27 protein-coding genes and 4 tRNA genes are annotated in these 23,776 nt (G+C 62.6%); 10 read left to right on the top strand and 21 right to left on the bottom strand.

Annotated elements, in window-relative coordinates:
• Window positions 1-184: 184 nt before the first annotated feature.
• The 6 genes from rplL to secE form a co-directional block, all read right to left on the bottom strand.
• Window positions 185-562 (bottom strand): 50S ribosomal protein L7/L12, encoded by a 378-nt coding sequence (gene rplL, locus LB569_RS06770; protein ID WP_015317993.1) that lies wholly within the window; start codon window positions 560-562, stop codon window positions 185-187.
• Between the two features lie 54 nt (window positions 563-616).
• Window positions 617-1,135, bottom strand: a complete 519-nt coding sequence (gene rplJ / locus LB569_RS06765) for a 50S ribosomal protein L10 (RefSeq protein WP_027146631.1) — start codon at window positions 1,133-1,135, stop codon at window positions 617-619.
• 412 nt (window positions 1,136-1,547) lie between these two features.
• Window positions 1,548-2,246 (bottom strand): 50S ribosomal protein L1, encoded by a 699-nt coding sequence (gene rplA / locus LB569_RS06760; protein ID WP_140710757.1) that lies wholly within the window; start codon window positions 2,244-2,246, stop codon window positions 1,548-1,550.
• 4 nt (window positions 2,247-2,250) lie between these two features.
• Entirely contained in the window at window positions 2,251-2,679 is a 429-nt protein-coding gene (rplK, locus tag LB569_RS06755; protein WP_010909262.1) for a 50S ribosomal protein L11, read from the bottom strand.
• Window positions 2,680-2,850: 171 nt separating this feature from the next.
• The gene (gene nusG, locus LB569_RS06750) at window positions 2,851-3,378 is read right to left on the bottom strand and encodes a transcription termination/antitermination protein NusG (protein WP_015317996.1); all 528 of its coding nucleotides are present in this window, start codon (window positions 3,376-3,378) and stop codon (window positions 2,851-2,853) included.
• A gap of 28 nt (window positions 3,379-3,406) precedes the next feature.
• The gene (secE, locus tag LB569_RS06745) at window positions 3,407-3,610 is read right to left on the bottom strand and encodes a preprotein translocase subunit SecE (RefSeq protein WP_013531408.1); all 204 of its coding nucleotides are present in this window, start codon (window positions 3,608-3,610) and stop codon (window positions 3,407-3,409) included.
• 379 nt (window positions 3,611-3,989) lie between these two features.
• Here secE and LB569_RS06740 point away from each other — a divergent pair, with 379 nt between their 5' ends.
• The 4 genes from LB569_RS06740 to LB569_RS06725 are packed head-to-tail and all read left to right on the top strand — an operon-like array spanning window position 3,990 to window position 8,406.
• A complete protein-coding gene (locus tag LB569_RS06740; protein WP_224691577.1) occupies window positions 3,990-4,478 on the top strand; it encodes a MarR family winged helix-turn-helix transcriptional regulator in 489 nt (162 codons plus the stop codon).
• Between the two features lie 21 nt (window positions 4,479-4,499).
• Window positions 4,500-5,060 (top strand): (2Fe-2S)-binding protein, encoded by a 561-nt coding sequence (locus tag LB569_RS06735; protein WP_411970194.1) that lies wholly within the window; start codon window positions 4,500-4,502, stop codon window positions 5,058-5,060.
• Window positions 5,057-6,046: an FAD binding domain-containing protein gene (locus tag LB569_RS06730; RefSeq protein WP_224691576.1), complete on the top strand. Its 990-nt coding sequence runs from the start codon at window positions 5,057-5,059 to the stop codon at window positions 6,044-6,046. Before LB569_RS06735 ends, LB569_RS06730 begins: the two co-directional genes overlap by 4 nt.
• Window positions 6,043-8,406 carry a xanthine dehydrogenase family protein molybdopterin-binding subunit gene (locus LB569_RS06725; protein ID WP_224691575.1) on the top strand — a complete coding sequence of 788 codons (2,364 nt, stop codon included), beginning with the start codon at window positions 6,043-6,045 and terminating at the stop codon, window positions 8,404-8,406. Before LB569_RS06730 ends, LB569_RS06725 begins: the two co-directional genes overlap by 4 nt.
• Before the next feature lie 152 nt (window positions 8,407-8,558).
• On the opposite strand, the gene LB569_RS06720 is transcribed toward LB569_RS06725, so the two are convergent.
• The 5 genes from LB569_RS06720 to tuf form a co-directional block, all read right to left on the bottom strand.
• Window positions 8,559-8,634 (bottom strand) — tRNA-Trp (locus LB569_RS06720).
• Between the two features lie 79 nt (window positions 8,635-8,713).
• A complete protein-coding gene (locus tag LB569_RS06715) occupies window positions 8,714-9,265 on the bottom strand; it encodes a putative glycolipid-binding domain-containing protein (RefSeq protein WP_224691574.1) in 552 nt (183 codons plus the stop codon).
• A gap of 29 nt (window positions 9,266-9,294) precedes the next feature.
• Window positions 9,295-9,777 (bottom strand): group II truncated hemoglobin, encoded by a 483-nt coding sequence (locus LB569_RS06710; protein WP_224691573.1) that lies wholly within the window; start codon window positions 9,775-9,777, stop codon window positions 9,295-9,297.
• 95 nt (window positions 9,778-9,872) lie between these two features.
• Entirely contained in the window at window positions 9,873-11,525 is a 1,653-nt protein-coding gene (locus tag LB569_RS06705; protein ID WP_224691572.1) for a hypothetical protein, read from the bottom strand.
• Between the two features lie 165 nt (window positions 11,526-11,690).
• Window positions 11,691-12,866: an elongation factor Tu gene (gene tuf / locus LB569_RS06700; RefSeq protein WP_224534536.1), complete on the bottom strand. Its 1,176-nt coding sequence runs from the start codon at window positions 12,864-12,866 to the stop codon at window positions 11,691-11,693.
• A gap of 293 nt (window positions 12,867-13,159) precedes the next feature.
• Between tuf and LB569_RS06695 the strand changes: the two genes are divergently transcribed.
• Window positions 13,160-14,047, top strand: coding sequence for a DMT family transporter (locus tag LB569_RS06695; RefSeq protein WP_224691571.1), 888 nt, complete (start codon window positions 13,160-13,162; stop codon window positions 14,045-14,047).
• Window positions 14,048-14,239: 192 nt separating this feature from the next.
• Here LB569_RS06695 and LB569_RS06690 read toward each other — a convergent pair whose 3' ends face one another.
• Window positions 14,240-14,497 (bottom strand): GlsB/YeaQ/YmgE family stress response membrane protein, encoded by a 258-nt coding sequence (locus LB569_RS06690; RefSeq protein WP_140710278.1) that lies wholly within the window; start codon window positions 14,495-14,497, stop codon window positions 14,240-14,242.
• Between the two features lie 130 nt (window positions 14,498-14,627).
• Between LB569_RS06690 and LB569_RS06685 the strand changes: the two genes are divergently transcribed.
• Complete coding sequence (locus tag LB569_RS06685) at window positions 14,628-15,092, top strand: YidB family protein (protein ID WP_224534533.1); 465 nt, start codon at window positions 14,628-14,630, stop codon at window positions 15,090-15,092.
• A gap of 79 nt (window positions 15,093-15,171) precedes the next feature.
• Here LB569_RS06685 and LB569_RS06680 read toward each other — a convergent pair.
• Window positions 15,172-15,245 (bottom strand) — tRNA-Gly (locus tag LB569_RS06680).
• A 90-nt stretch (window positions 15,246-15,335) separates the two neighbouring features.
• A tRNA-Tyr gene (locus LB569_RS06675) sits at window positions 15,336-15,420 on the bottom strand.
• Window positions 15,421-15,616: 196 nt separating this feature from the next.
• On the opposite strand from LB569_RS06675, the gene LB569_RS06670 reads away from it, so the two are divergent.
• Complete coding sequence (locus tag LB569_RS06670; protein WP_224691570.1) at window positions 15,617-16,465, top strand: TrmH family RNA methyltransferase; 849 nt, start codon at window positions 15,617-15,619, stop codon at window positions 16,463-16,465.
• A gap of 118 nt (window positions 16,466-16,583) precedes the next feature.
• Here LB569_RS06670 and LB569_RS06665 read toward each other — a convergent pair whose 3' ends face one another.
• The 3 genes from LB569_RS06665 to gcl all read right to left on the bottom strand — a co-directional run bounded on the left by LB569_RS06665 (window position 16,584) and on the right by gcl (window position 20,306).
• Window positions 16,584-17,501, bottom strand: a complete 918-nt coding sequence (locus LB569_RS06665; RefSeq protein WP_224691569.1) for a 2-hydroxy-3-oxopropionate reductase — start codon at window positions 17,499-17,501, stop codon at window positions 16,584-16,586.
• A gap of 144 nt (window positions 17,502-17,645) precedes the next feature.
• The gene (otnI, locus tag LB569_RS06660; protein ID WP_224691568.1) at window positions 17,646-18,443 is read right to left on the bottom strand and encodes a 2-oxo-tetronate isomerase; all 798 of its coding nucleotides are present in this window, start codon (window positions 18,441-18,443) and stop codon (window positions 17,646-17,648) included.
• An 81-nt stretch (window positions 18,444-18,524) separates the two neighbouring features.
• Window positions 18,525-20,306 carry a glyoxylate carboligase gene (gene gcl / locus LB569_RS06655; protein WP_224691567.1) on the bottom strand — a complete coding sequence of 594 codons (1,782 nt, stop codon included), beginning with the start codon at window positions 20,304-20,306 and terminating at the stop codon, window positions 18,525-18,527.
• Between the two features lie 207 nt (window positions 20,307-20,513).
• On the opposite strand from gcl, the gene bhcR reads away from it, so the two are divergent.
• A complete protein-coding gene (gene bhcR, locus LB569_RS06650) occupies window positions 20,514-21,329 on the top strand; it encodes an HTH-type transcriptional regulator BhcR (RefSeq protein WP_224534527.1) in 816 nt (271 codons plus the stop codon).
• On the opposite strand, the gene LB569_RS06645 is transcribed toward bhcR, so the two are convergent.
• On the bottom strand, window positions 21,330-21,689 hold the full coding sequence (locus LB569_RS06645) for a hypothetical protein (protein ID WP_224691566.1): 360 nt from the start codon (window positions 21,687-21,689) through the stop codon (window positions 21,330-21,332). It lies immediately after the preceding gene.
• A gap of 229 nt (window positions 21,690-21,918) precedes the next feature.
• On the opposite strand from LB569_RS06645, the gene LB569_RS06640 reads away from it, so the two are divergent.
• On the top strand, window positions 21,919-22,251 hold the full coding sequence (locus LB569_RS06640; RefSeq protein WP_224691565.1) for a hypothetical protein: 333 nt from the start codon (window positions 21,919-21,921) through the stop codon (window positions 22,249-22,251).
• Window positions 22,252-22,341: 90 nt separating this feature from the next.
• On the opposite strand, the gene LB569_RS06635 is transcribed toward LB569_RS06640, so the two are convergent.
• The 3 genes from LB569_RS06635 to LB569_RS06625 all read right to left on the bottom strand — a co-directional run bounded on the left by LB569_RS06635 (window position 22,342) and on the right by LB569_RS06625 (window position 23,513).
• On the bottom strand, window positions 22,342-22,647 hold the full coding sequence (locus tag LB569_RS06635) for a BA14K family protein (RefSeq protein ID WP_224691564.1): 306 nt from the start codon (window positions 22,645-22,647) through the stop codon (window positions 22,342-22,344).
• A gap of 293 nt (window positions 22,648-22,940) precedes the next feature.
• Entirely contained in the window at window positions 22,941-23,165 is a 225-nt protein-coding gene (locus tag LB569_RS06630; RefSeq protein ID WP_140710297.1) for a hypothetical protein, read from the bottom strand.
• A gap of 180 nt (window positions 23,166-23,345) precedes the next feature.
• On the bottom strand, window positions 23,346-23,513 hold the full coding sequence (locus LB569_RS06625; RefSeq protein WP_224534519.1) for a hypothetical protein: 168 nt from the start codon (window positions 23,511-23,513) through the stop codon (window positions 23,346-23,348).
• Between the two features lie 154 nt (window positions 23,514-23,667).
• Here LB569_RS06625 and LB569_RS06620 point away from each other — a divergent pair.
• Window positions 23,668-23,740 (top strand) — tRNA-Thr (locus LB569_RS06620).
• Window positions 23,741-23,776: the final 36 nt, after the last annotated feature.

Here is a 23,776-nt window from a genome sequence, read left to right as displayed (position 1 = left end):
GTCTGTTCTCCGTCCACCTGCACCAACTGCTTGGCGGTGGCCGGCTAAAACGGGAGAAAACCCGTTTCCTGAAGGCCGGTTTTCGGCCCTCAGGAAAGAGGTTCTCCTACATCTCGCGCTACGCGTCCTCCCTTCCAGGCGAAGAGAGTGGCGGACGGCGCGAGGCCGCCCGCCGCTTTTACGCTTACTTCAGGTCGACCTTGGCGCCGGCTGCTTCCAGCTGGGCCTTGAACTTGTCAGCGTCGGCCTTGGAAACGCCTTCCTTGACCGGCTTCGGAGCCGCTTCGACCAGGTCCTTGGCTTCCTTGAGGCCAAGACCGGTGATGGCGCGGACTTCCTTGATGACGTTGATCTTCTGAGCGCCGGCCTCGGTGAGGACGACGTCGAATTCGGTCTTCTCTTCGACCGGAGCAGCCGCGGCGGCAGCGCCGCCAGCAGCGGCAACCGCCACCGGAGCGGCAGCCGAAACGCCCCACTTTTCTTCCAGAAGCTTCGACAGCTCAGCCGCCTCGAGGACGGTCAGCTTCGAAAGGTCGTCTACGATCTTTGCGAGATCAGCCATTGTTGTATTCCTTCGTTAGGTTCGAACGTGTGTTTTCGATAGCGAGGAACGGCCTCATGCCGCCTCGTCCTTCCGGGCGTAAGCGCCGATGACGCGCGCGACCGAGGCCGCTGGCGCATTGACGATCTGGGCGATCCGGGTTGCCGGCGTGGCGATCATGCCAACCAGCCTGGCGCGCAGCTCATCGAGCGACGGAAGTGTGGCGAGTGCCTTCACACCGTCGGCATTGAGCGAGGTGGTGCCCATTGCGCCGCCGAGAATGACCAACTTGTCATTTCCCTTGGCGAAATCGGACGCGACCTTCGGCGCCGCAATCGGATCCTCCGAATAAGCGATCAGCGTCTGTCCCTTGAACAGGTCGATGATCGATGCGGAGTCCGTGCCCTGAAGAGCGATTTTGGCGAGACGGTTCTTCGCGACTTTAACGGTGCCACCGGCGGCGCGCATTTTCGACCGAAGGTCGTTCATTTGCGCGACGGTGATACCGGCATAGTGGGCCACGACGACTGAACCTGCGCCCGAAAACGCATCATTCAGGCCCGTGACGAGTTCGCGTTTTTCCGCTCTGTCCACTGCCTATCTCCAGTTGACCCCTGCCCCGTCAATGGGAACATTCCCATTGGAGAGGACAGGCGTCGGGTTGCCTTTTGCCGGCCGGGCCATCCAGTAACGGATCTCCCGAACGACGCTCGAGGATCCTGCCCCCTTTCGCCACATCGACGGCTAGGCCGGCGATGCGCAGACAAAAGGCAAACACGGTTCGAACCTTTCATTGGAGCTTGTCGCTCCGTTGTCGGGTCTTCACCCGTCTCATGCAGGCCCACATGAATTAAGGCCGTCCTCTTGAATCAAGGTTCGGGCCGCCCGCAATCTCGGACAGGATGTCCGGAAGCCTTCCGGCTTCCGGCACCGGGCCCAGGATAAATCCAGGGCCCGGAATTCAGTCACGGACCAACCTTCGAAAGGCCGATCCAAATGGTCTTAATCAGGACGCTGCGAGCGTCGAGACGTCGAGCTTGAGGCCCGGGCCCATCGTCGAGGTGACCGACACCTTCTTGACGTAGTTGCCCTTGGCGCCAGCCGGCTTTGCCTTGGTTACCGCATCGGCGAAGGCACGGATGTTCTCTTCCAGTGCCTTGACGTCGAACGAGACCTTGCCGACGCCGGCATGAACGATGCCGGCTTTTTCGACGCGGAACTCGACGGCGCCGCCCTTCGATGCCTTGACGGCGGCGGCAACGTCGGTGGTGACGGTACCGACCTTCGGGTTCGGCATCATGCCGCGCGGGCCGAGCACCTTACCGAGACGGCCGACCAGCGGCATCATGTCCGGCGTGGCGATGCAGCGATCGAAATCGATCGTGCCCTTCTGGACGATGTCGACCAGGTCCTCCGCACCGACGATGTCGGCGCCGGCGGCCTTGGCTTCATCGGCTTTGTCGCCACGGGCGAACACGGCGACGCGAACCGAGCGGCCGGTGCCGTTCGGCAGGTTGACCACGCCGCGGACCATCTGGTCGGCATGACGCGGGTCGACGCCCAGGTTCATGGCCACTTCGACGGTCTCGTCGAACTTGACCGACGACCGGTCCTTGAGCAGCTTCAGCGCTTCACCGAGCGCGTAAGCCTTGTTGGGATCGATGCCTTCACGGGTCTTCGATACACGCTTTGCAATCTTTGCCATGATCTCAGCCCACCACTTCCAGACCCATCGAGCGGGCGGAGCCCTCGACCATACGCATGGCCGCTTCGACGTCGTTCGCGTTCAGATCCTTCATCTTGGCGGTCGCGATTTCGCGGACCTTGTCGCGCGAAACCGTGCCAGCCTTGACCTTGCCCGGCTCCTTCGAGCCCGACTTCAGGTTCGCGGCCTTTTTCAGGAAGTAGCTCACCGGCGGCGTCTTCATGACGAAGGTGAACGACTTGTCCTGGTAATAGGTGATGACGACCGGAACCGGCGATCCCTTTTCCATTTCCTGGGTCTGCGCGTTGAACGCCTTGCAGAACTCCATGATGTTGATGCCACGCTGACCAAGCGCCGGGCCGATCGGGGGCGACGGCGTAGCCGATCCCGCGGAGACCTGGAGCTTGAGTTGGCCTGCAATTTTCTTAGCCATCTCTTTTCCTGCCTTTGTCTATGCCGGCCCCACTAGCTGGGAAACACCGGCGGTTGCAGTCTGGTGGTGCGGTTCTTGCGGCCGGCTAAAGCCGCCTTCGCCTCCCACCGTCCTCAGGCAGCGCTTGCGCGCCGCCTCCCTGATCGCCGAACCGGCATCAGGGATTTCGGATCAGCCTTTTTCGACCTGTCCGAATTCCAGATCGACAGGCACGGCGCGCCCGAAGATCGAAACTTCCACCTTGAGCCGCGCCCGCTCCTCGTCCACTTCCTGGACGAAACCGTTGAACGACGCGAACGGACCATCCGAGACGCGGATCGCCTCGCCGATCTCGAAGGTGACCGAGGGCTTCGGCCGCTCGACGCCTTCCTGCACCTGGTTCAGGATGCGCTGGGCTTCGGCCTCGGTGATCGGCACAGGCTTGGAGTCGCCGAGAAAGCCGGTGACCTTTGGCGTGTTCTTGACCAGCGAGAAGACGGCGTCGGTCAGATTGGCCTTCAGGAGCACATAGCCCGGGAAGAACTTGCGCTCGGCGTCGACCTTGCGGCCGCGACGAACCTCGACGACCTTCTCGGTCGGCACCACGATCTGCTCGATGTCGGCGGACAGGCCCTTCTGCTTGGCCTTGTTTTCGATGTCCTCGGCGACCTTCTTCTCGAAGTTCGAATAGGCGTGGACGATGTACCAGCGCGTAGCCATTTTTACGACTTCTCCGTAATCGCCGGACTTAGCGTCCAATGCCCAGAATCTGCTCGACCGCGAGGCCCATGAGCTGATCAGCGGTGAAGAAGAAGATCATCGCGATCACGGCGAAGGCGAGAACCATCACCGTCGAGATCATCGTCTCGCGACGCGACGGCCAAGTCACCTTGGCTGTCTCCGCGCGCACCTGCTGGAGAAAGACGAAAGGATTTGTGGTTTTCGAAGCCATATGCCGCCTGTCTTCAAGACCCGTTGGCCGGGTCCCCTGGATGATCCCGCTGGCCGGGACGTGCCGCCTGAGCCCAAAGCGCGCCGAATCAGCGCACCATTTCGCCCATGCAAATCAGACGCGTAAAGCCGGCTTCCCAGCTCCACGCGCCGCGTGTCTGTTCTGTCTACATAAAACCGATTCTTGATCCACGCAAGTGGCAAGTGTCCGCTTTATGACCAAACGCCGCCTCGGAACCATCCAGTCGTTCCGTCCCGGCTATGGCGCCCTTATGCCCCAATCGTCCTAATATGGCAAGCGGGTCGCCGATTTTCAAATGGCACCGCTAATTCCATTCCCCGCCTCGGTCCTGTCCGCGCATGGAGGCGCGGCCAGCGGTATGGCGGCGGATAACTTGGCATCCATGCCCGAGACATGCTTTCTTGGAGCGATGACCGAGCCGACACAAGAACAGGTTGAGCAGCTTACCATTGCTTTCGAGCGCTTCACGCGCCGGTTCAAGGTGGCCGAAGCCGCCGCCGCAGCGGAGAACGCGCTTAATGCTCTCGACGCTCAGACATTGGTCTTCATCTGCGATAATGCCGGGTGCGGCGCGGCCGACGTCGCCCGCTATCTCGACGTCGCGCCGACAACCATGTCCTCGGCCACAGACAGGCTTGTGCGCAAGGGGCTGATCGAACGCCGCCGACCGGAAGAGAACCGCAGGACGGTAGCCCTCACCGCCACGGCGAAGGGCGCGGAGGTGGTCGGCGATCAAAAGGCCGGCTACCGCAACGCCTGCGTGGCAATGCTCAGGGCGCTCAATGCCAGCGAACAACAGGAATTGATCCGGCTTACCGAGAAAATCGCAGATACGAAAGTTGAATAATACGAATTTCGTACTATCATGATGGTAGTAGGCTTGCTGCCTATCCGCTGCCGATCCCGAATGGAGACGCCTGTGACCATCACGATCAACGGATCCGATTATCCCGTCCCCCTGGATTCGCGCGTGTCGCTGCTTGACATGTTGCGCGAGAGGCTGGGGCTCACCGGGACGAAACTCGGTTGCAATCAAGGTGCCTGCGGCGCTTGTACCGTGCTGCTGGACGGGGAACGGGTGCTATCTTGCCTCACCCTGGCTGCGCAGGCGGAGGGGCGTGACGTCCTCACGATCGAGGGGCTGCAAGGAGCGGACGGCAGCCTCCATCCACTGCAGAAGGCGTTCATCGAACACGACGGCCTCCAGTGTGGCTATTGCACCCCAGGCCAGATCTGCTCGGCGATCGCCATGGCGCGGGAGTTGCGGCGCGGCGACCCAAGTCATGTCACCGCCAATCTCGCCGCCGGCCCCGAAGGGCCGACCCGAGAGGAAATCCGTGAACGAATGAGCGGCAATCTGTGCCGCTGCGGAGCCCATAACGGCATTGTCGAAGCGATCGAGGAAATGCTTGGTGGAGAGCCGGCATGACACCCTTTGCATTTCATGTCGCGCGCGATCGCGCGGAAGCCCTGTCGCTTGGCGCCGCCAACGGCACTCGATTGATCGGAGGAGGCACGAACCTTGTTGATCTGCTCAGGCAGAATGTCGAGTCCGCTTCCGAACTGGTCGATGTCAGCCGCCTGGCCGCCAACATTCAGGAAGTCGATAACGGCGCGCTGCTCGTCGGCGCATCGATGAAGAACAGCGCGCTCGCCGCGCACCCGATGGTCCGCGGTCGCTATCCGATGCTGTCGCGCGCCCTGCTGGCCGGGGCCTCGGCGCAGATCCGCAACATGGCGACAGTCGGCGGCAACATAATGCAGCGGACACGCTGCCCCTACTTCTACGATGTGGATGGGGCGCGATGTAACAAACGGCAGCCTGATAGCGGCTGTGACGCGAAGGGCGGGTTCAACCGTTATCACGCCATTCTGGGCGGGTCGAACGCCTGCGTGGCGACCCATCCCTCGGACATGTGCGTGGCGCTTGCGGCACTCGACGCACTGGTGCATCTCGCCGGCCCAGAGGGTGAGCGAACCGTGCCGCTTGCCGAGTTTCACGTTTTGCCCGGCGCCAACCCACAGGTCGAGACCGTCTTGCGGAACGGGGAGATGATCACCGCCATAGAGCTACCGCCCGCGACGCCCGCAATGACGAATTCCGAATATCGCAAGGTCCGCGACCGTTCGAGCTACGCATTCGCTCTGGTTTCCGTGGCAGCTGGCCTCGAAGTGGTGGAAGGCAAGATCGCCGAAGCCCGGATCGCGCTTGGCGGCGTGGCCGCAAAACCATGGCGCGCCACGCGTGCGGAGGCCGCGCTTCGTGGATTGCCGGCGACCCGCGCAAACTTTCTCGCCGCCGCGGAAGAGGAACTGACCAAGGCGCAGCCGCTTGAAGGCAATGCGTTCAAGGTCGGTCTGGCGCGGCGGACGATCGCCGCCGTCCTTGAATCGCTGGCAGGAGAGCGCGCATGAGCAAGCTACAGAACGCCATCGTCGGCGGAGTTCGCACAGTGCTGGGGCGCGTTCCGGCTAGCTGGCTGCCCGGCGGCACGCCCGATCCGATCATCCAAAAGCGCGCGACGCTTGGTACACAGCAGCCCCGCATCGACGGTCCGGACAAGGTTCGCGGCGCGGCGCGCTTCGCGGCTGAAGTGCCGATGGCGAACCTGCTCCATGCCGCTTTTGTTCATTCCACCGTCGCGCGCGGCAAGATCGCCGAACTCGACGTTTCCGCCGCCGAAGCCGCGCCAGGGGTCGCGCTGGTGATGACATATCGCAACGCGCCGAAAATGTCGGTGCCTCCCGCAATCGGCATCACCAATCTGAAGGCGGCAGGCAACCACACGCTTCCGGTGATGCAGGATGCTGAAATCCGGTGGAATGGACAGGCGGTGGCCGTCATACTCGCCGAAACCCGCGAACAGGCCGAACATGCCGCCACGCTGGTCCGGATACGTTACAATGCCGCGCAGTCACGCACGCGGTTCAAGGACGGCAAAAAAGATGCGAGCACGCCGGACTCGATACTGATCGAGCGGAACCGCGTCGACAAGGGCAACGCCAGCAAGAAGCTGGCCGAAGCGGCGTACAAGATCGATGCGGTCTACAGGACGCCGTGGCAGAACCACAACCCGATCGAACCGCACGCCGCCACTATCGCCTGGCAGGACGGGCAACTGATCGTCCACGACGCGACGCAGATGATCCACGCTACGGCGGGTTCCCTGGCAAAAGTGTTTGGGCTGAAAGAGGCGGATGTCTTCGTCAGTTCACCCTTCGTTGGGGGTGGCTTCGGCGCAAAAGGGATGTGGGACCATCAGATCCTCGGCGCCGCCGCGGCAAAGCTCGCCGGGCGACCGGTGCGTGTCATGCTGTCGCGGGCGAGCATGCACCGTCTGGTGGGCGGTCGCACTCAGACCGAGCAGCGCGTGGCACTGGGGGCCAGTGCAGATGGGAAGCTCACCGCCTTGCTGCATCACGGCTATGCGACCAAGCCGCGGCACAGCATATGCGACGAAGGCTTCAGTCTCACCGGGCGATCGCTCTATGCGTCCGCCAGCTTCGACATCGTCCAGCACCACGTCGATCTCGACCTGCTGGCCAACTCTTTCATGCGTGCCCCCGGAGAGACTCCGGGGACTTTCGCGATTGAATGCGCGATGGACGAACTGGCCCACCAACTGGGGATGGACCCGGTCGAATTGAGGCGTCGCAACGTCGCCTCCTGCGATCCGATCAGCGGCGCCCCCCATTCGCAGAGCGCCACGATGACCGCGTACGACTTGGGTGCCGAACGCATCGGCTGGGCCAGGCGTGCGCCCGCGCCCCGTGCACGACGCGATGGGGAATGGCTCGTGGGCATGGGCTGCGCGGGCGGAACCTTCCCTTTCGCCCGCATGCCGGGCACGTCCGCGCGCATCACCCTTGACGCACGCGGTCAGGCCCATGTCGCCAGCGCCGCGCACGAGATGGGAATGGGAACCGCGACCGTCCAACGCCAGCACGCTGCGGACAGGCTCGGGCTGCCGCTCGATAGCGTCTCGGTGACGATCGGCGACTCCCGCCTGCCATTTGCCAGCTTCGCCGGCGGATCGTCCCAGACAGCCTCGCTCGGCGCGGCTATAAATGCCGCAAGCGGCAAACTTGCCGCCGAGCTGTTGCGCCTTGCCGGCAACGACACGCCGCTGGCGGGGCTCAGGGCGAGTGACGTCGAATTCGCCGACAGCGGGCTGCGCAGCATCGATGACCCCTCCCGGCACGAAAGCTTCGCTTCGATTTTTCGGCGCTCCGGACACAAAGACCTCAGCGTCACGGGTGAAAGCGGGCCGCCGCTGGAAATGCTCAAATTCTCGATGCACAGCACGTCGGCCATTTTCTGCCAGTTACGCGTGAGCGAGGTTACCGGGGAAATCCGGATTGATCGCCTGGTCGGCGCCTTCGATTGTGGCCGTATTCTCAATACGAAAACCGCAACGAGCCAGTTCAAGGGCGGCATGATCATGGGGCTGGGAATGGCGCTGACGGAAGAGACGCTGCTCGACGAGCGGAGCGGTCGAATCATGAGCACGTCACTGGCCGACTATCATGTGCCCGTGCATCTGGACGTGCCGGAGATCGATGTGCTGTGGACGGACATTCCTGATCCGCGCACTCCCATGGGCGCGCGCGGCATCGGCGAGATCGGTACGACCGGCGTGGCCGCAGCGGTCGCCAATGCCGTCTTCAACGCCACCGGTACTCGCGTCCGCGACCTGCCTATCACCCTCGACAAGCTGGCCTTCAATGAAACGCCGGAAAAGCGCGAAGCGATTTCCCCTCCGGAATTCCCATGAAAACCAATATCTAATCAGACCAACAAGAAGCTCTCCAATTCGACGTCAATGCGTCGACTGAGCGAACAGCAGACCTTCGCCGCCGCGCCATGTTGCATATTCAATTTCGGTCGTCGGGAAGTCTCCTGGCGTTCGTCATTCCTCTGAAGGAATGGCACGGGCAGCAGGGCTCGAACCTACGACCTGCGGTTTTGGAGACCGCCGCTCTACCAACTGAGCTATGCCCGTACATGTGCGCCTCGGCGCAGCAGGGGCTTCCTAAAAGCTTCCGTGCTCTCTGTAAAGAGCGGTTTGCAGGCAAACGCGTTTAACCCCTGCGCCAGAAATCAGGATAGTCGACGACCAGCCCATCGCGGTCGATCTCCAGTTCCCGCCTGAAGTCGCTGGCGCGCGATTCATAGAGGTATCGCCTGCCCTCTTCGAGGCATGTGTAGCGTTGCGGGTTGGGCACGACAGAGAGGGCCGGAAAATCGATGAAGGCGGTGGTGATCTCGGCGCTCTGCCCAGTCGAGAGCGCCAGGCGCCGGATCGGCAGCGTGTTCGTGAAAGGGGTGACGGTCAGGTCCGGGTCGAGGACGCCGGCGAGCTCGGGCATCGGCAGGCCGTTCCTGGTCCAGCGACCATCCCCATCCGACGCCAGGACAAGCGTCCGGCCATCGCCGATCATATCGACCATGACGCTCCGCGCGTGCCAGCCGGCATCGCAGGCGATGCGATAGCGGACCGCAAATGGCGTTTCGCCCGAGCAGATGACGACGGAATCGGCCAGGAACCGCCCCGTCTCTCCCCGCAGCACAAGATGTTCGAAGCCGGGGCCATCCCACTCGCGCCAGCGCACGATCTTGGCATCTTGCGGCATCGGTCCTCCATCTCCGTGGCAAACGGAAGCTATTTTTCGTCCGGCACCCGGTACGGTCCGCCAGGCACGCCCCAGCCCCAGGCCGGCATCGGCTCGCTTTCGGGATCGCAGGTTTCGCCGAGATTGGAATTCATCTTGGCCAGCCGCGATCCCCATTCGATGTAGCCAATGAAGGCGGAACGGAATTCGGGATCGTCGGGCAGGCCGACCTCGTCCGCCGCGTCGGCGAGAAGATTGATCCAGCGGCGGCGCTGCGCCTCGGTCAGATGCTTGCCCAGGTGATGCATGACCATTTCGCGGTGGCCGCCGAATTCCTCGCTATAGGTTTTCGGTCCGCCAAAAACCTCGCCGATGAAGGCGGCGACATGGGCGGGGTGGTCCGGCGACATTTGCTTGAACACCGGGCCGACGACCGGATCCCTTGCCACCTTGTCATAGAAGGTTTGCGTCAGCCGGTTCAGCGACTCGCCGCCACCGGCCCATTCGTAGAGTGTCGGAACATCCTGGCTCATTCTCGATCCTTCGCCGGCCCCGCAGCCGCGACGATAGCGGAAATCGAGTATGGCTCAACCTGCCTCGATGGCCAGTTTTCCGCCGCCGCCGCGCCCTACAGCTTGGCGGGCGCGTCGGCCTGTGCGTTGGCGGCTGGCAGGCCCCGGCAATTGCCTGGCTTGGCAACGGCCTTGCAAACCGTGGAGCCCGTCAGCGCGTCGACCGATTGCGGTCCCGTTGTCAGTCCGGCCTTCAGCATCGTGTCCGGGTCAAGTTGCCCCTCAGCCGAGCGTCGCTCGATCGCGGCGAACAGAGCGGGACCGATCGCCATCTCCTCGAGGTAGGCCTTGACCACCGGCTTCTGTCCCATCGGGTAGAGGCTGAGCCGCGCCCGGGGGCCGACAAGCCGCCTGGCGCCGGCGGCAACCACGAGCGCGCAGGCGGAATCACACTCCACCCCGGTATCGATGCTCAAACCGGCATAGGCTCCTTCCCTGGCCAGGCAGTGCCACGCGCCGGGATCACAGTCGACGAAATCGGTCCGGGCAACGGCGATGTCGAGCTTCCTCTCATGGATAAGCCTTCCCATGGCGAGCGCGCTGGACAGGTCGCCTCCCCGAGAGCTGATGACGACAGGCAGGTGCCGATCGCCCAGCGTGGCAAATAGCTGCCGCAGCTTCAGCGGCGTCTGGGTGGTGATCGCACCTTCCGCCGATATCCATTCGGGGCAGTCGGGATTGCAGAGCGGATTGCTGCCGCGAACCACGACAAAGCGCATGTCCCCGCCGGCCTTTGCTTTGGCCGGTTCACCGGCAACGGCAGTGGCAGGCCGGGCAGCGGCCGATGGCGTCGCCTTGTTTGCTGGTCCAGCCATCTCCCGGCAATTCGTGGCCGGCTGGTCCGGCACGCACAGGCTTGCCGTGGTCAACAGATCCACGGTGTCCCGGCTGGTGACCAGCTTCATCGTCAACATGTCGTCGAGCGGAATCTGACGGATGTCGCTGGCCGGCGTGGCCTTCATGACATCCAGCACGCCGTCGCCTATCCCCATTTCCTTGAGATACGCCGAAAGCGTCTTCTCGACCGTCCTGCTCATCTCGTAGGTTTTGTAGCTGCCCGCGTTTTTCCGGCTGACCACCTTGGTGCTGATGACCTTTTTCTTGCCGTTCACGATCCGGTACGTGGTCCGGTAGAGCAGCTTCTCCCGGCGGTAGGTGGTGGTGATCTGGTGAACGCCGAGATAGCCGAAATCGCCCACCACGCGGCGGACGCCGCCGGAAAACATCAGCGGACAGGCCGAATTACACATGGCCCCATCATCATGGGCGATGCCGAAATAGTCGGCACCCTTGCCCCTGTTGTCGTTGCAATTCCTCACCTCCGGCTGGCAATCGGAAAAAATCGTGACGCCGACGGCGACGTCGAGCTTGTTCTTGCGGATCATCCGGCCAAGTGCCAGCGCCGCGTCGACATTGCCGCCGGGCGAATTGACGACAACAGGCAATCGCCTTCCCTTGAGCGCCTTGAGCGTGCGCTTTAGGAGCGACGGCGTGCCCGCCTCGATGGCGCCGTCGGCCGATATCCACTCAGGACAGTTGGGTTCGCATCCCGGCGCGTTGCTGCGCACGACGACGAAGCGCATGGACGGGATATCGGGAGGGCCATCCTGCGCTCGCGCCGTCAGCACAGGCAGCGCCATGGCGACGACGAGGCATACCAGTGCCCACAACCGCCATGCCTGCCCACCGAAACGGCGCCCTGGAACCACTCTTGGCAAAGCTCCCTCGCTCCAAACCCATACTAGTTGCAGCCATGGCGCTTGCAACAGCTTTGAAATAATCCTTGCGATACTTGCGCCGCCGAGCAGCCTGAAACGAAAAAGGGCGGCCCGAAGACCGCCCTTTCCTTGTCGAACCGGCAGCAGCCGGATCGATTATTCCTTGATGGTGACGACGATGCCGGCACCGACGGTGCGGCCGCCTTCACGGATGGCGAAGCGCAGCTTCTCTTCCATGGCGATCGGCACGATCAGCTCGACATCGACCGTGATGTTGTCGCCAGGCATCACCATCTCGGTGCCTTCCGGCAGCGACACGATGCCGGTCACGTCGGTCGTGCGGAAGTAGAACTGCGGACGGTAGTTGGTGAAGAACGGCGTGTGACGGCCACCTTCGTCCTTGGTCAGGATGTAGGCTTCGGCCACGAACTTCTTGTGCGGCTTCACCGTGCCCGGCTTGGCAAGAACCTGGCCGCGCTCGACACCTTCACGGTCGACACCGCGCAGCAGCGCGCCGATGTTGTCGCCAGCCTGGCCCTGATCGAGCAGCTTGCGGAACATTTCCACGCCCGTGCAGGTCGTCTTGGTCGTCGGACGGATGCCGATGATCTCCAGCTCCTCGCCGACCTTGACCACGCCACGCTCGACGCGGCCGGTGACGACCGTGCCGCGACCCGAGATCGAGAACACGTCCTCGATCGGCATCAGGAACGGCTTGTCCAGCGGACGAACCGGCGTCGGGATGTAGGCGTCGACCTGAGCCATCAGCTCGCGGATCGCGTCCTCGCCGATCGTCTTGTCCGAATCCTCGAGGGCGGCCAGAGCCGAACCCTTGACGATCGGAATGTCGTCGCCGGGGAACTCGTTCTTCGACAGAAGCTCGCGAACCTCGAGCTCGACCAGTTCGAGCAGTTCCGCGTCGTCGACCTGGTCGACCTTGTTGAGGAACACCACGATCGACGGGACGCCGACCTGACGGGCAAGCAGGATGTGCTCGCGGGTCTGCGGCATCGGGCCGTCGGCGGCCGACACGACCAGGATCGCGCCGTCCATCTGCGCGGCGCCGGTGATCATGTTCTTCACATAGTCGGCGTGGCCGGGGCAGTCGACGTGGGCGTAGTGGCGGTTGGCGGTCTCGTATTCGACGTGAGCCGTCGAGATCGTGATGCCGCGCGCCTTCTCTTCGGGCGCCGCGTCGATCTGGTCATAGCGCTTGTATTCGCCGAAATACTTGGTGATCGCAGCCGTCAGCGACGTCTTGCCGTGATCGACGTGGCCGATCGTGCCAATGTTCACATGAGGCTTCGTACGCTCGAATTTACCTTTTGCCATAGTCTCTTTCCTTGGACGGCCTGGACCTTCAGTTCAGTCGAATGCGGGGCGATTAGCGAGAAAGGCCAAAAAACACAAGCATCTTTTGCCCGGGCGCCATCTCACTCGGCCAGAACCCATGATCCGATTGCGGGGGTATGGCGCTGATATAGGGAGCCGCCGTCGAAAATGGAATGGGCGGAAGCCGGCGGAACAATGTGGGGATTTAGCAGGCCCGCGCATCGGTCGCTGTCGGATTTGCCGGCGGTCCATGGCCCATTGCGGCGGCCACCCCGGTCTGATTTCCTGCGCCGATGCATTTCATTCCGACTGCCATTCGCGGCCCGCTGTTCATGATCGTCTCGACCGGGTCGTATCTGGTCAACGATACGATGATGAAGCTCGCGACAGTGGGCTTGCCGTCCTACGAGGTGCTTTTCCTGCGTGGTGCCGCGGCAACGCTTTGGGGCTTTCCGCTGCTGTTCGCGCTCGGCTACGGCAAGCAGATCCCGCTGATCTTCGACAAGCGGGTGCTGCGCAGGAACCTGCTCGAGCTGGCGGCGATCCTCTGTTACGTCGTCGCGCTCGCCAATATGCAGATCGCCGATTCCACCGCGCTCGGCCAGATCACGCCGCTCCTGATGCTGGTCGGCTCCTCGATCCTGTTTGGCGAGCGGATCGGCGGCCAACGCATGGCACTGATCGGATTGGGCTTCCTTGGCGCGCTGATGGTGGCGCAGCCGACCATGCAAGGCATTTCGGTCTACGCCTTGCTGGCACTCGGCAACGCGACATTCGCCGCCGCCCGCGATCTGGCCGGCCGCAAGATCACCGCCGAAGTGCCGGGAATGATCGTGGCGATCTCGGCCGTCGTCGTCGTGCTCATCGGCGCCGGCGCCGCGCATCTGATGTCCGAGCGCTGGGTCATGCCCGAGGCCCGTCACCTGATGCTGATGGCAGGCGCCGGCTTCTTCCTGATCTTCGGCCACTTCTTCATCTTCATGGCCTATCGCGTCGGGCCGACCGGAGCGGTGGCGCCATTCTACTATTGCTTCACGGTCTGGGCGGTCATTTCAGGCCTGCTGGTGTTCGGGCAATTTCCCAACACGCTTGCCGTCTGCGGCATCCTGCTGGTGGTCGCCAGCGGGCTGACCATCGTTTCCCTGGATCAGCGCAAGCGCCGGCTGACGGTGATCGCTTAGTTGCCGGCGGGGCGCTCGCCAAGGCCGTTGCCGACGCCGTGGGGATCATCTACGCGGCTGGACGAACCAATCAGCCGAGGGAGCTTGCCGCCGCCGACGCGGTGCTGATGCCATAGGCAAGCCGGCGGTCGAGGCGGCCCGAAAGCCGCGCGGGGCCGCCGCCTATCTGGCGCAGCCAGTCGCCTCGGGCTGCTAAAGCGTTCGGCGCCCGCTGAACTGGTGATAGGCCCAAAGGACGACCACGGCGCCCACCACGGCGACGATCAGGCTATAGATGTTGAGGCCGGTCACGCCCGACGCGCCAAAGGCGCTGAAGATCAGGCCGCCGACAATTGCGCCGACGATGCCGAGCACGATATCCATGATCATGCCCTGGCCGGTCTTGTTGACGATCTTGCTGCCGATGAAACCGGCAATGACGCCCAGAATGATCCAGCTGATGATACCCATTTTTTCCTCTCCTTCCCTCCGCCAAGCGGAGATTTTCATATGAATGTCAAAACCACAAGCCAGCTTGAAATTCCGCCCGATTGCGCCATTGTTGAAGATGGGTTGGGCTTGGCTAGATGGAGGATCCACTATGGGACTTTTTGACAACGCCGTTCCTGGCGGCAACATCACCAAACCGCTGATGATCGCACTTGGCGCGTTGCTGGTCGGAAAGATGCTGAGCGGCAGAAGCGCCGAACAGCCGGACCAACCCGACGCCGCTGCTCCCCCCGTCCCTGCTCCGACCGAAGCCAATCCAGGCGATGGCGGCCTGCTCGGCGGTTTGGGCGGCCTGCTCGACAAGCTCAAGAATGCCGGCCATGGCAATGTCGCCGACTCCTGGGTCGGCACCGGGCAGAACCAGTCGATCAACGCCAATGATCTCGGCAACGCGATCGGACCGCAGGTCATCCGCGAGATCGCGCAAAGGACAGGGCTCGACGAGCAGGAACTGCTCAAGCAGCTGTCGACGGCCCTGCCGGGCATCGTCGACAAGCTGACGCCGAACGGCCAGGTGCCGCAGCAGCACCAGGTCGCATCCGCGTTCAACAGCTAGGGTGGCATGCACGAATGCCAGAGGCGCTGCGCGCATTGCCGCGCAGCGTTTCGGCGTAACACTAGTTTGGATGAAAGTCTGGAGCGGGTAGCGGGAATCGAACCCGCATATTCAGCTTGGAAGGCTGCTGCTCTACCACTGAGCTATACCCGCGCCTTGCACTGAAGTACCGGATTCACTGGAAAAGCGCCATGCACTTTTCGTCTCCGATGCTTTCGCGTTTCAGGGCTTCCGGGCCGGCAGTGGTGGAGAGGGTTGGATTCGAACCAACGTAAGCTAAGCTAACGGATTTACAGTCCGTCCCCTTTAACCACTCGGGCACCTCTCCAGTCTGCCGCCGGAGCCATGCAACGAGGCATTCACGCCGATCCGGACCCGAGTTGTCTTCTCCGAAATCAGCGAAGCGCCTTATGGCGGCAAGGCCAGTGGGTGTCAACCGCGCAGGAAGGGTTTTTCGATGTTGTTCGCCGGCTGCGGCGACAGGGCATATCCTTGGCGGGAGGAGACGGCTATAGAAGCCGGCCATGAGCAACAATTCCAACACCCCGAAAGACACCCACTACGCCAAGCTGCGCCGCGCGTATCGCGACGAGAAAAGCGGCGGCGCACCGGCCTTCAGGCCGCGCCAACCCGTGCCGCCAGGCGAAAACGCCGGGGATGGGCTGGTGCGTCTTTATGGCCTGCACACTGTGCGCGCCGCGCTCGACAATCCGCGCCGCCGGATCAAAAGAATGCTGGTGACGCGCAATGCGGCCGAACGGCTCGAGATCGCCGATCTCACCGCTTTGCCCTTCAAGGCCGACCTGGTCGAACCGAGGGACATCGACAAGATCACCGGGTCGGACGCCGTGCATCAGGGCGTGCTGATCGAGGCCGAGCCGCTGAAGCCCAAGCGCCTCGACGCGCTTGGCGACACCAGGCTGGTGCTGGTGCTCGATCAGGTCACCGATCCGCACAATGTCGGCGCCATTTTGCGTTCTGCGGTGGCCTTCGGCGCCGGCGCACTGATCACCACGGCACGCCACAGCCCGCAGGAATCGGGCGTGCTGGCGAAATCCGCCTCCGGCGCACTGGAGCATATCGACCAGATCGAGGTGAAGAACCTCGCCGACGCGCTCGGACAACTGCACGAGGCCGGCTTCCAGACCATCGGGCTCGATTCGGACGGGCCGGCGGAACTCGAAACCAGTTTTGCCGGCGACAGGATAGCCTTGGTGCTGGGCGCAGAAGGCAAGGGCCTGCGCCAGAAGACGCGCGAGACGGTGACGACGCTGGCGCGGCTCGACATGCCCGGCGCCATCCGCTCGCTGAATGTGTCGAATGCCGCGGCGGTGAGCCTTTATGCGGCACGGGAATTTTTAAAGCGCGGCTGACTGAAAGCGGCAAGTTCCCGCCAGGAAGCAAAAACGGGTTCCGGCGACAAAACCGAAACCCGCTCTTCGACGGACAGGAGTTGGCGGCTTTGGGAACGTTGTGCCGCCCTCTCCCGACCTATGCCGCTTTACCCTTGATTTCCGTTTCCTCCTTGCCGATCTCGAAATTGGCCATCCGCTCTAGCGCCCTGACCAGCGCCGAATGATCCTCCTTCGCACCACCATTGGCGGCGCAGGAATTGAACAGTTGCTGCGTCGCCGATGTGTTGGGCAGCGACACGCCAAGCGCCTTCGCACCCTCCAAAGCGAGGTTCAGATCCTTCTGGTGCAGTTCGATGCGGAAGCCTGGCGCGAAGGTGCGCTTGACCATGCGCTCGCCATGCACTTCGAGAATGCGTGAGGCGGCCAGCCCGCCCATCAGCGCCTGCCTGACCTTGGCAGGGTCGGCGCCGGCTTTCGATGCAAAAACAAGCGCTTCGGCGACGGCTTCAATGGTCAGCGCGACGACGATCTGGTTGGCGACCTTGGTGGTCTGGCCGACGCCGTTCGGCCCGACCAAATTGATGTTCTTGCCCATCTTCTCGAAGATTGGTTTTGCGCGCTCGAAGGCTTTCTCCTCGCCGCCGACCATGATGGTCAGCGACGCCGCTTTGGCGCCAACCTCGCCGCCCGAGACCGGCGCGTCGAGATAGTCGCAGCCGAGCTCGTTGATCTTCTTTGCGAATTCCTTGGTCGCGATCGGCGAGATCGAACTCATGTCGATCAGCAGCTTGCCCTTCGACAGGCCGGAGGCGACGCCGTTGTCGCCGAACAGCACATCGGCCACCTGCGGCGTGTCAGGAACCATGGTGATGATGATGTCGGCGGCCTTGGCCACCGCGGCATGGCCGGTGACGGTCTTCAGGCCGTTGGCGACAAGGTCGGCCGGCGGTTTCGAGCGGTGGTCGCTGGCCACGACCGTGTAGCCGGCTCCAAGCAGATGCCCTGCCATGGGTGCGCCCATGATGCCGAGGCCGATGAAGCCTATGGTTTCCATTATGGTTCTCCTGAAATTCCTGGCTCGAATTTGTCGAAAGGCCGGCGCTGCCCCTCATCCGCCTGCCCATCCTTCGCTGCGGTGCAGCTACGGAGGGTGAACCGGGCACCTTGTCCCCGTATAGTGACGGGGAGAAGGGATGCTCTAAGCCGCCGCGCTGCCCTGTCCGGCCAGATCCCGAAACCAGCCCAGCCCGGCTTCCGTGCCCGCCTTCGGCTTGTATTCCGCGCCTATCCAGCCGGAATAACCAATCCGGTCGATGTGGTCGTAGAGGAAGGGATAGTTGATCTCGCCCGTCCCCGGCTCGTGACGGCCGGGATTGTCCGCAAGCTGGATATGCGCGATGCGGGGAAGGTTCGCTTCGATGGTACGGGCGAGATCCCCCTCCATGATCTGCATGTGGTAGATGTCGTATTGCAGGTACAGGTTCTTCGAGCCGACGCGATCAATGAGCTCAAGCGCCTGGTCTGAATAATTGAGGAAGAAGCCCGGAATATCGCGCGTGTTGATCGGCTCGATCAGCAGCCGGATGCCGGCCTGCTCCAGTTTTTCGGCGGCGAACGCCAGGTTCTCGGCGAAGGTATCCTCAAGCACCTTGGTCGCAACACCCTGCGGCGCGATGCCGGCTAGGCAGTTGACCTGTTGGCAATCCAGCGCCTGCGCGTAGGCGATCGCCTTGGCGATGCCCTGGCGAAATTCCGGCACGCGGTCCGGCAGCACGGCGATGCCGCGCTCGCCCTTGGCCCAGTCGCCCGCAGGCAGATTGAACAGCACCTGCGTCAGGCCGTTCTTCTTCAGGCGGGCGGCGACCACCTCGGGCGCATGATCATACGGTCCGATATATTCGACACCCTTGAAGCCGGCGCGGGCGGCGGCATCGATACGGTCGAGGAAATCATGCTCGCCAAAGAGCATCGACAGATTGGCTGAAAAACGCGGCATTCTTTTTCTCCTATTTTCTGCCCGGAACCAAAGCCGTGTTGAGATCAGGTCAGGCCGGCCTGACCTGAATATCAGCATGACTTAGTCCAGCATCACGATCGCGGTGGGCGCGTCTTCCTGATGTTCGGCAAGGTCCTCGAATTCGGTGATCTTGTCGATCTCGGTACCCATCGAGATGTTGGTGACGCGTTCGAGGATGAATTCGAGCACGACAGGAACCCGATGCTCCTTCATCAACCGCTGCGCTTCCTTGAACGCGCCGGCGAACTCTTCCGGCTTGCGCACCCTGACCGCCTTGCAGCCCATCGCTTCGGCGACGGCGACATGGTCGACGCCATAACCCGCCTCGGGATCATTGGCACGGTTGATGTTCTCGAAGGCGAGGCTCACCTCGTAGTCCATCGAAAAACCGCGCTGCGCTTGGCGGATCAGGCCGAGATAGGCGTTGTTCACCACGACGTGGAGGTAAGGCAACTTGTGCTGGGCGCCGACCGCCAGTTCCTCGATCATGAACTGGAAATCATAGTCGCCCGACAGCGCCACGATCGCGCGGTCGGGATCGGCGGCGCGCACGCCGAGTGCGGCCGGCAGCGTCCAGCCGAGCGGGCCGGCCTGGCCGCAATTGATCCAGTTACGCGGCTTGTAGACATGCAGGAACTGCGCGCCTGCGATCTGCGACAGGCCGATGGTGGTGACATAGGTGACGTCGCGGCCAAACGCCTTGTTCATCTCCTCATAGACGCGCTGCGGCTTCAGCGGCACCTGGTCGAAATGGGTCTTGCGCTTCATCGTCTTCTTGCGGCCCTGGCATTCCCTGGCCCAGCCCGACCAGTCGCGCAGTTTTCCAGCCGTCTTCCATTCGGTGGCGACGTCGAGCAGCATCTTCAGCGCCGCACCCGCATCCGAAACGACGCCGAGGTCCGGCGCGAAGACCCGGCCTATTTGAGTAGGCTCGATATCGACGTGAATGAATTTCTTGCCTCTGGTATAGACGTCCACCGAGCCGGTGTGGCGGTTGGCCCAGCGGTTGCCGATGCCGAAGACGAAGTCGGCTTCCAGCATCGTCGCATTGCCGTAGCGGTGCGACGTCTGCAGGCCGCACATGCCGGCCATCAGCCGGTGGTCGTCGGGGATCGCGCCCCAGCCCATCAGTGTCGGGATGACCGGAACGCCCGTGATTTCGGCGAATTCGATCAGCAGGTCCGACGCGTCGGCATTGATGATGCCGCCGCCGGCGACGATCAGCGGCTTTTCCGAGGCGTTCAGCATCCCCAGCGCCTTTTCGGCTTGGGCGCGCGTCATCGCCGGCTTGAATGGCGCCAGCGGCTCATAGGCGTCGATGTCGAACTCGATCTCGGCCAGCTGGACGTCGACCGGCAGGTCGATCAGCACCGGACCTGGCCGCGACGAGCGCATGAGATGGAACGCCTTTTGCAGCGCCATCGGCACCAGATAGGGCTCCATCACCGTCACCGCCCATTTGGCGACGGGCGCGGCGATGGCGGCGATGTCGACGGCCTGAAAATCCTCCTTGTTGAGGCGCGCGCGTGGCGCCTGCCCGGTGATGCACAGGATTGGAATGGAATCGGCCGCGGCCGAATAGAGCCCGGTGATCATATCGGTGCCGGCCGGCCCCGAAGTGCCGATGCAGAGCCCGATATTGCCGGCCTTGGCGCGGGTATAGCCTTCCGCCATATGCGAGGCGCCCTCGACGTGGCGAGCCAGGACATGGCGGATGGTGCCCCTCGCCTTCAGCGCCGAGTAGAGCGGATTGATCGCCGCGCCGGGCACGCCGAAGGCGCAGGAGACGCCTTCCTTTTCGAGAACGAGAACAGCGGCATCGACAGCGCGCATCCTGGCCATTTCCAGCCTCCACAAGATGATTGTTGGATGGCTAAGGATGTCACCGCCCCGGCGATTTTTCAATTTTTCCAGAATATTTTTTCATTTCCAGAAAACGGCGATTAATAGCTGATTTTGCTGGGCTTTCGCTTTTCCAGATTTGCACCTGGAAATTTCATGAAAAACTTTTTCATTGCATCTTTGGAGAAACGGCCGAGAATGCTGGCCATGGAAAGCAGCGAAAAACGTCAGCGCGGGCGCCCGCGCGCTTTCAACGGCCCTGCCGAGGCCTCGGTGCAGTCGCTTGACCGCGCCTTGCGTATCCTGGCCATCGTCGCGGAAGGCAGCGGCCTGTCGCTGAGCGAGATATCGGCGCAGAGCGGGCTCGCCGCCTCCACCGCCTATCGCATGCTGACGACGCTTCAAAACCACGGCATGGTCGAATTCGACACATCGGACCAGCTTTGGTCGATCGGCGTCGAGACCTACCGGATGGGCGCGGCGTTCCTGCGCCGCCGCAAGCTGGTCGACCGTGCCCGCATCGTCATGCAGGAATTGATGGAGAAGACCGGCGAAACCGCCAATCTCGGCGTCGCCGAGGATGATTGTGTGGTCTTCGTCAGCCAGGTCGAGACACATCAGGCGATCCGCGCCTTCTTCCGGCCGGGCACGCGCAGCCCCTTCCATGCTTCCGGCATCGGCAAGGCGGTGCTGGCGCATCTCGAACCGGAGCGCGTCGGGACAATCCTGCGCAAGGCCGGCCTGCAGCGCTACACGGACAAGACCCTTTCCGACATCTCCGCCCTCGCCCACGATCTGGCTGTCATCAAGCATCGCGGCTGGTCGGTCGACGACGAGGAGCGCCACCCCGGCATGCGATGCGTCGCCGCCGCCATCTTCAACGAATATGGCGAACCGATCGGCGGTGTTTCCGTGTCCGGGCCGACGGTACGGGTCACGCCAGAGCGGCTGGCCGAGATCGGCCCGCTGGTGCGCGACGCAGCGGTCGAGGTGACGAAAATGATCGGCGGGATGGCTGGCTGATCAGGCAGCGCCCGGCAGCGCGCTCCTGGCCGCCACATGAAGGACGTCCAGCAGGATTGCCAGGCCGACGCCGCTGGCGGTGCAGAAGAGGCCGGCCATGAAGATACGGTTGGCGCGCGCATAGACCGGCCGGCGCAGTGACGCCGTGTCGAGCAGCAACGCCAGCGCTCGCATTTGCAAGGCGATACCAGCCAGGATCGGCAGGACAGCGACCAGGTGATAGGTCTGCCAGGGAATCGGGTTGGCGGCCCAATGGGTGATGAAGCCCAGCGAGAACGCCAGCAGAATGCCGACCGTCGTGACCGTGCCGTTGCGAAACACCGGCTCGATCAGGTCTTCTTTCTCATCCTGCTCGTCCAAGCCAACCTCCCCAGCCGGCAATCGAAGCGATTAGACTAGACGCCCATAGAATCGCTGTACATCTCTGCTTGCTCGGACAAGCGCCGGCGACAGCCAGCGCGGCTGGACAGCACATGAAGGGGCAGGAATGAGAAAGACGGCTCTGCTTTCGCTTGCCGCTTCACTTTGCGGGTGCGTGGCGACACCGCCCGCAGCCACATCCGATGCCGGTAACCAGCGCGTCGATCCCATGCCGATCTCGCTCGCTTTGGAAGAGATCATCACGACAGGCGTTCGCCAACATCTGCAGGACCCGGCCACCGCCAGGTTCGGGACGATGCTTGCCGGAGAACGGACCCTTAATGGCCGTGCGGAGATCGTGGTCTGCGGCCATGTCACCACCAAGTCGTCCGGCGGCAATGGAACGGACAAAGCGTTTGCCGCCAAGATTTATCCGGATGCGGGAAGCAGCTTCGAACTCGTCGCGATGGGTGAAGAGCCGCCAGATACGAGGCTCGTTGGCGACACCTGCCGCGCCGCCGGTTTGCCGCCCCTCGACACCGACGCGAAGACGCACCTCTAGAAAGACGGTGTTCAAACAACGAAGAGGGGCTGCCTCGCAACCCCTCTTTCCTGTCGTTGGTCCACTTTCCTGTCGTTGGTCCGCCTCCCCTCAGAGCCGGCAGTAGTGGCTGTAGCCGTCGTGGCCGATATAGGTATCCGAGTCCGGATCGTAGCTGGCGTAACGCTCGAAGCAGCGGCGGACGTGCCAGGAACCGCCATCTTCCTCGACATAGACGGTACGCGGCGGCTGCTGGGCAAGCAGGCTGCCAAGAACGAAACCGCCAACGCCGGCGGCGATGCCGATGCCAAGGTCGTGGTGATGCGAATGGGCCGCCGAAGGCTGGACGGTGCCGACCAAAGCGGTGGCGGCGACCGTGGTGGCGATGAGGCCGGAAACGAGTGTGCGCTTGAACATGACGATCTCCTTGCTTCGTTGGAGAGGCGATCCATCCGCCTCTTGATCATGTGTCGCCCCGGCATTGAAAAAGGTTCGATCGGTTTTGATTTTTTTCGAAGAAGCAGGGATCCGCTGCCTGAAAAGGCACGGCGGCCCTCCCCGGCGTTGATTATCGAGACCGCCGCGCTTCAGCACCTTGCGCCGATCGCGTCATCTTCCGTGGCGGCGACAAGAAGCGCCGTATCAATGCAAAAGGGCGGCCGAAGCCGCCCTTTCCTGCACTGGTTCTTCATCACGCCGCCGGGCTGCGCTCAGTAGATGATGATGTGGTGGCGATGATGACGGTGATGGTGATGATGATGGCCATAGACCCACCAGTAATCCGGGTAGTCCGGGTAATCCTGGTAGTAGAGGTAGTCGTTGTAATGATGATGGCGATGCATGCCATGAGCGGACGAAGACTGAACGGTGCCGGCGAGCGCACCGGTCGCGACGACGATGGCGACGAGGCTGGAAACGAAACTGCGCTTGAACATAACGATCTCCTGGATCTCTGATCGAGGCGACCCATTCGCCTCTGAGGATCAGTCGACGTGAAGCGGCGAAAGGTTCGAGAGATCGAGGAGATTTTTCGGAGTGAATAGACACTAGGCGCATCCGAACAATGCACGGCCTATTCCCCTACTGGCTGCTTCCTACTGACTACTCGCTATTTCTCAGCCCATGCCCGTGACGTGCCGCAGCCAGAAGGCGAGCGCGATAAAGCCGATGATGGTGGTGACGCCTGTCCAGTCGACATTCGCGTTCTTGACGTCCCTGACGATCTTTACCAGCAGCATCCATGCGACGATGACGAGCGGCAGAATGATGACAAACCTGATCATGCGACACTCCAGTCCGAAGCGATTGCACCCTTGTCGTCATGTAGGAAGCGCGTTTGCGGATTTCAGCATGCTGGCCATACGCCATCCACCACGACCGATGCCGAAATGGAGTTTTGTCTTTACTGGCGCACCAAATATGCTACCGGAGCGCCATGCCCTTGTAGCTCAGCTGGTAGAGCAGCGGTTTTGTAAACCGAAGGTCGGCGGTTCGATTCCGTCCGGGGGCACCGTCCTTCGTTCTTCGAGCTTCGAATGGCGGGCCA

The organism is Mesorhizobium sp. BH1-1-4 (assembly GCF_020165665.1).
Lineage (GTDB): Bacteria > Pseudomonadota > Alphaproteobacteria > Rhizobiales > Rhizobiaceae > Mesorhizobium.
The sequence above is the reverse complement of the archived record's forward strand: the minus strand, read 5'-3'. Positions and strand labels throughout refer to the sequence as shown.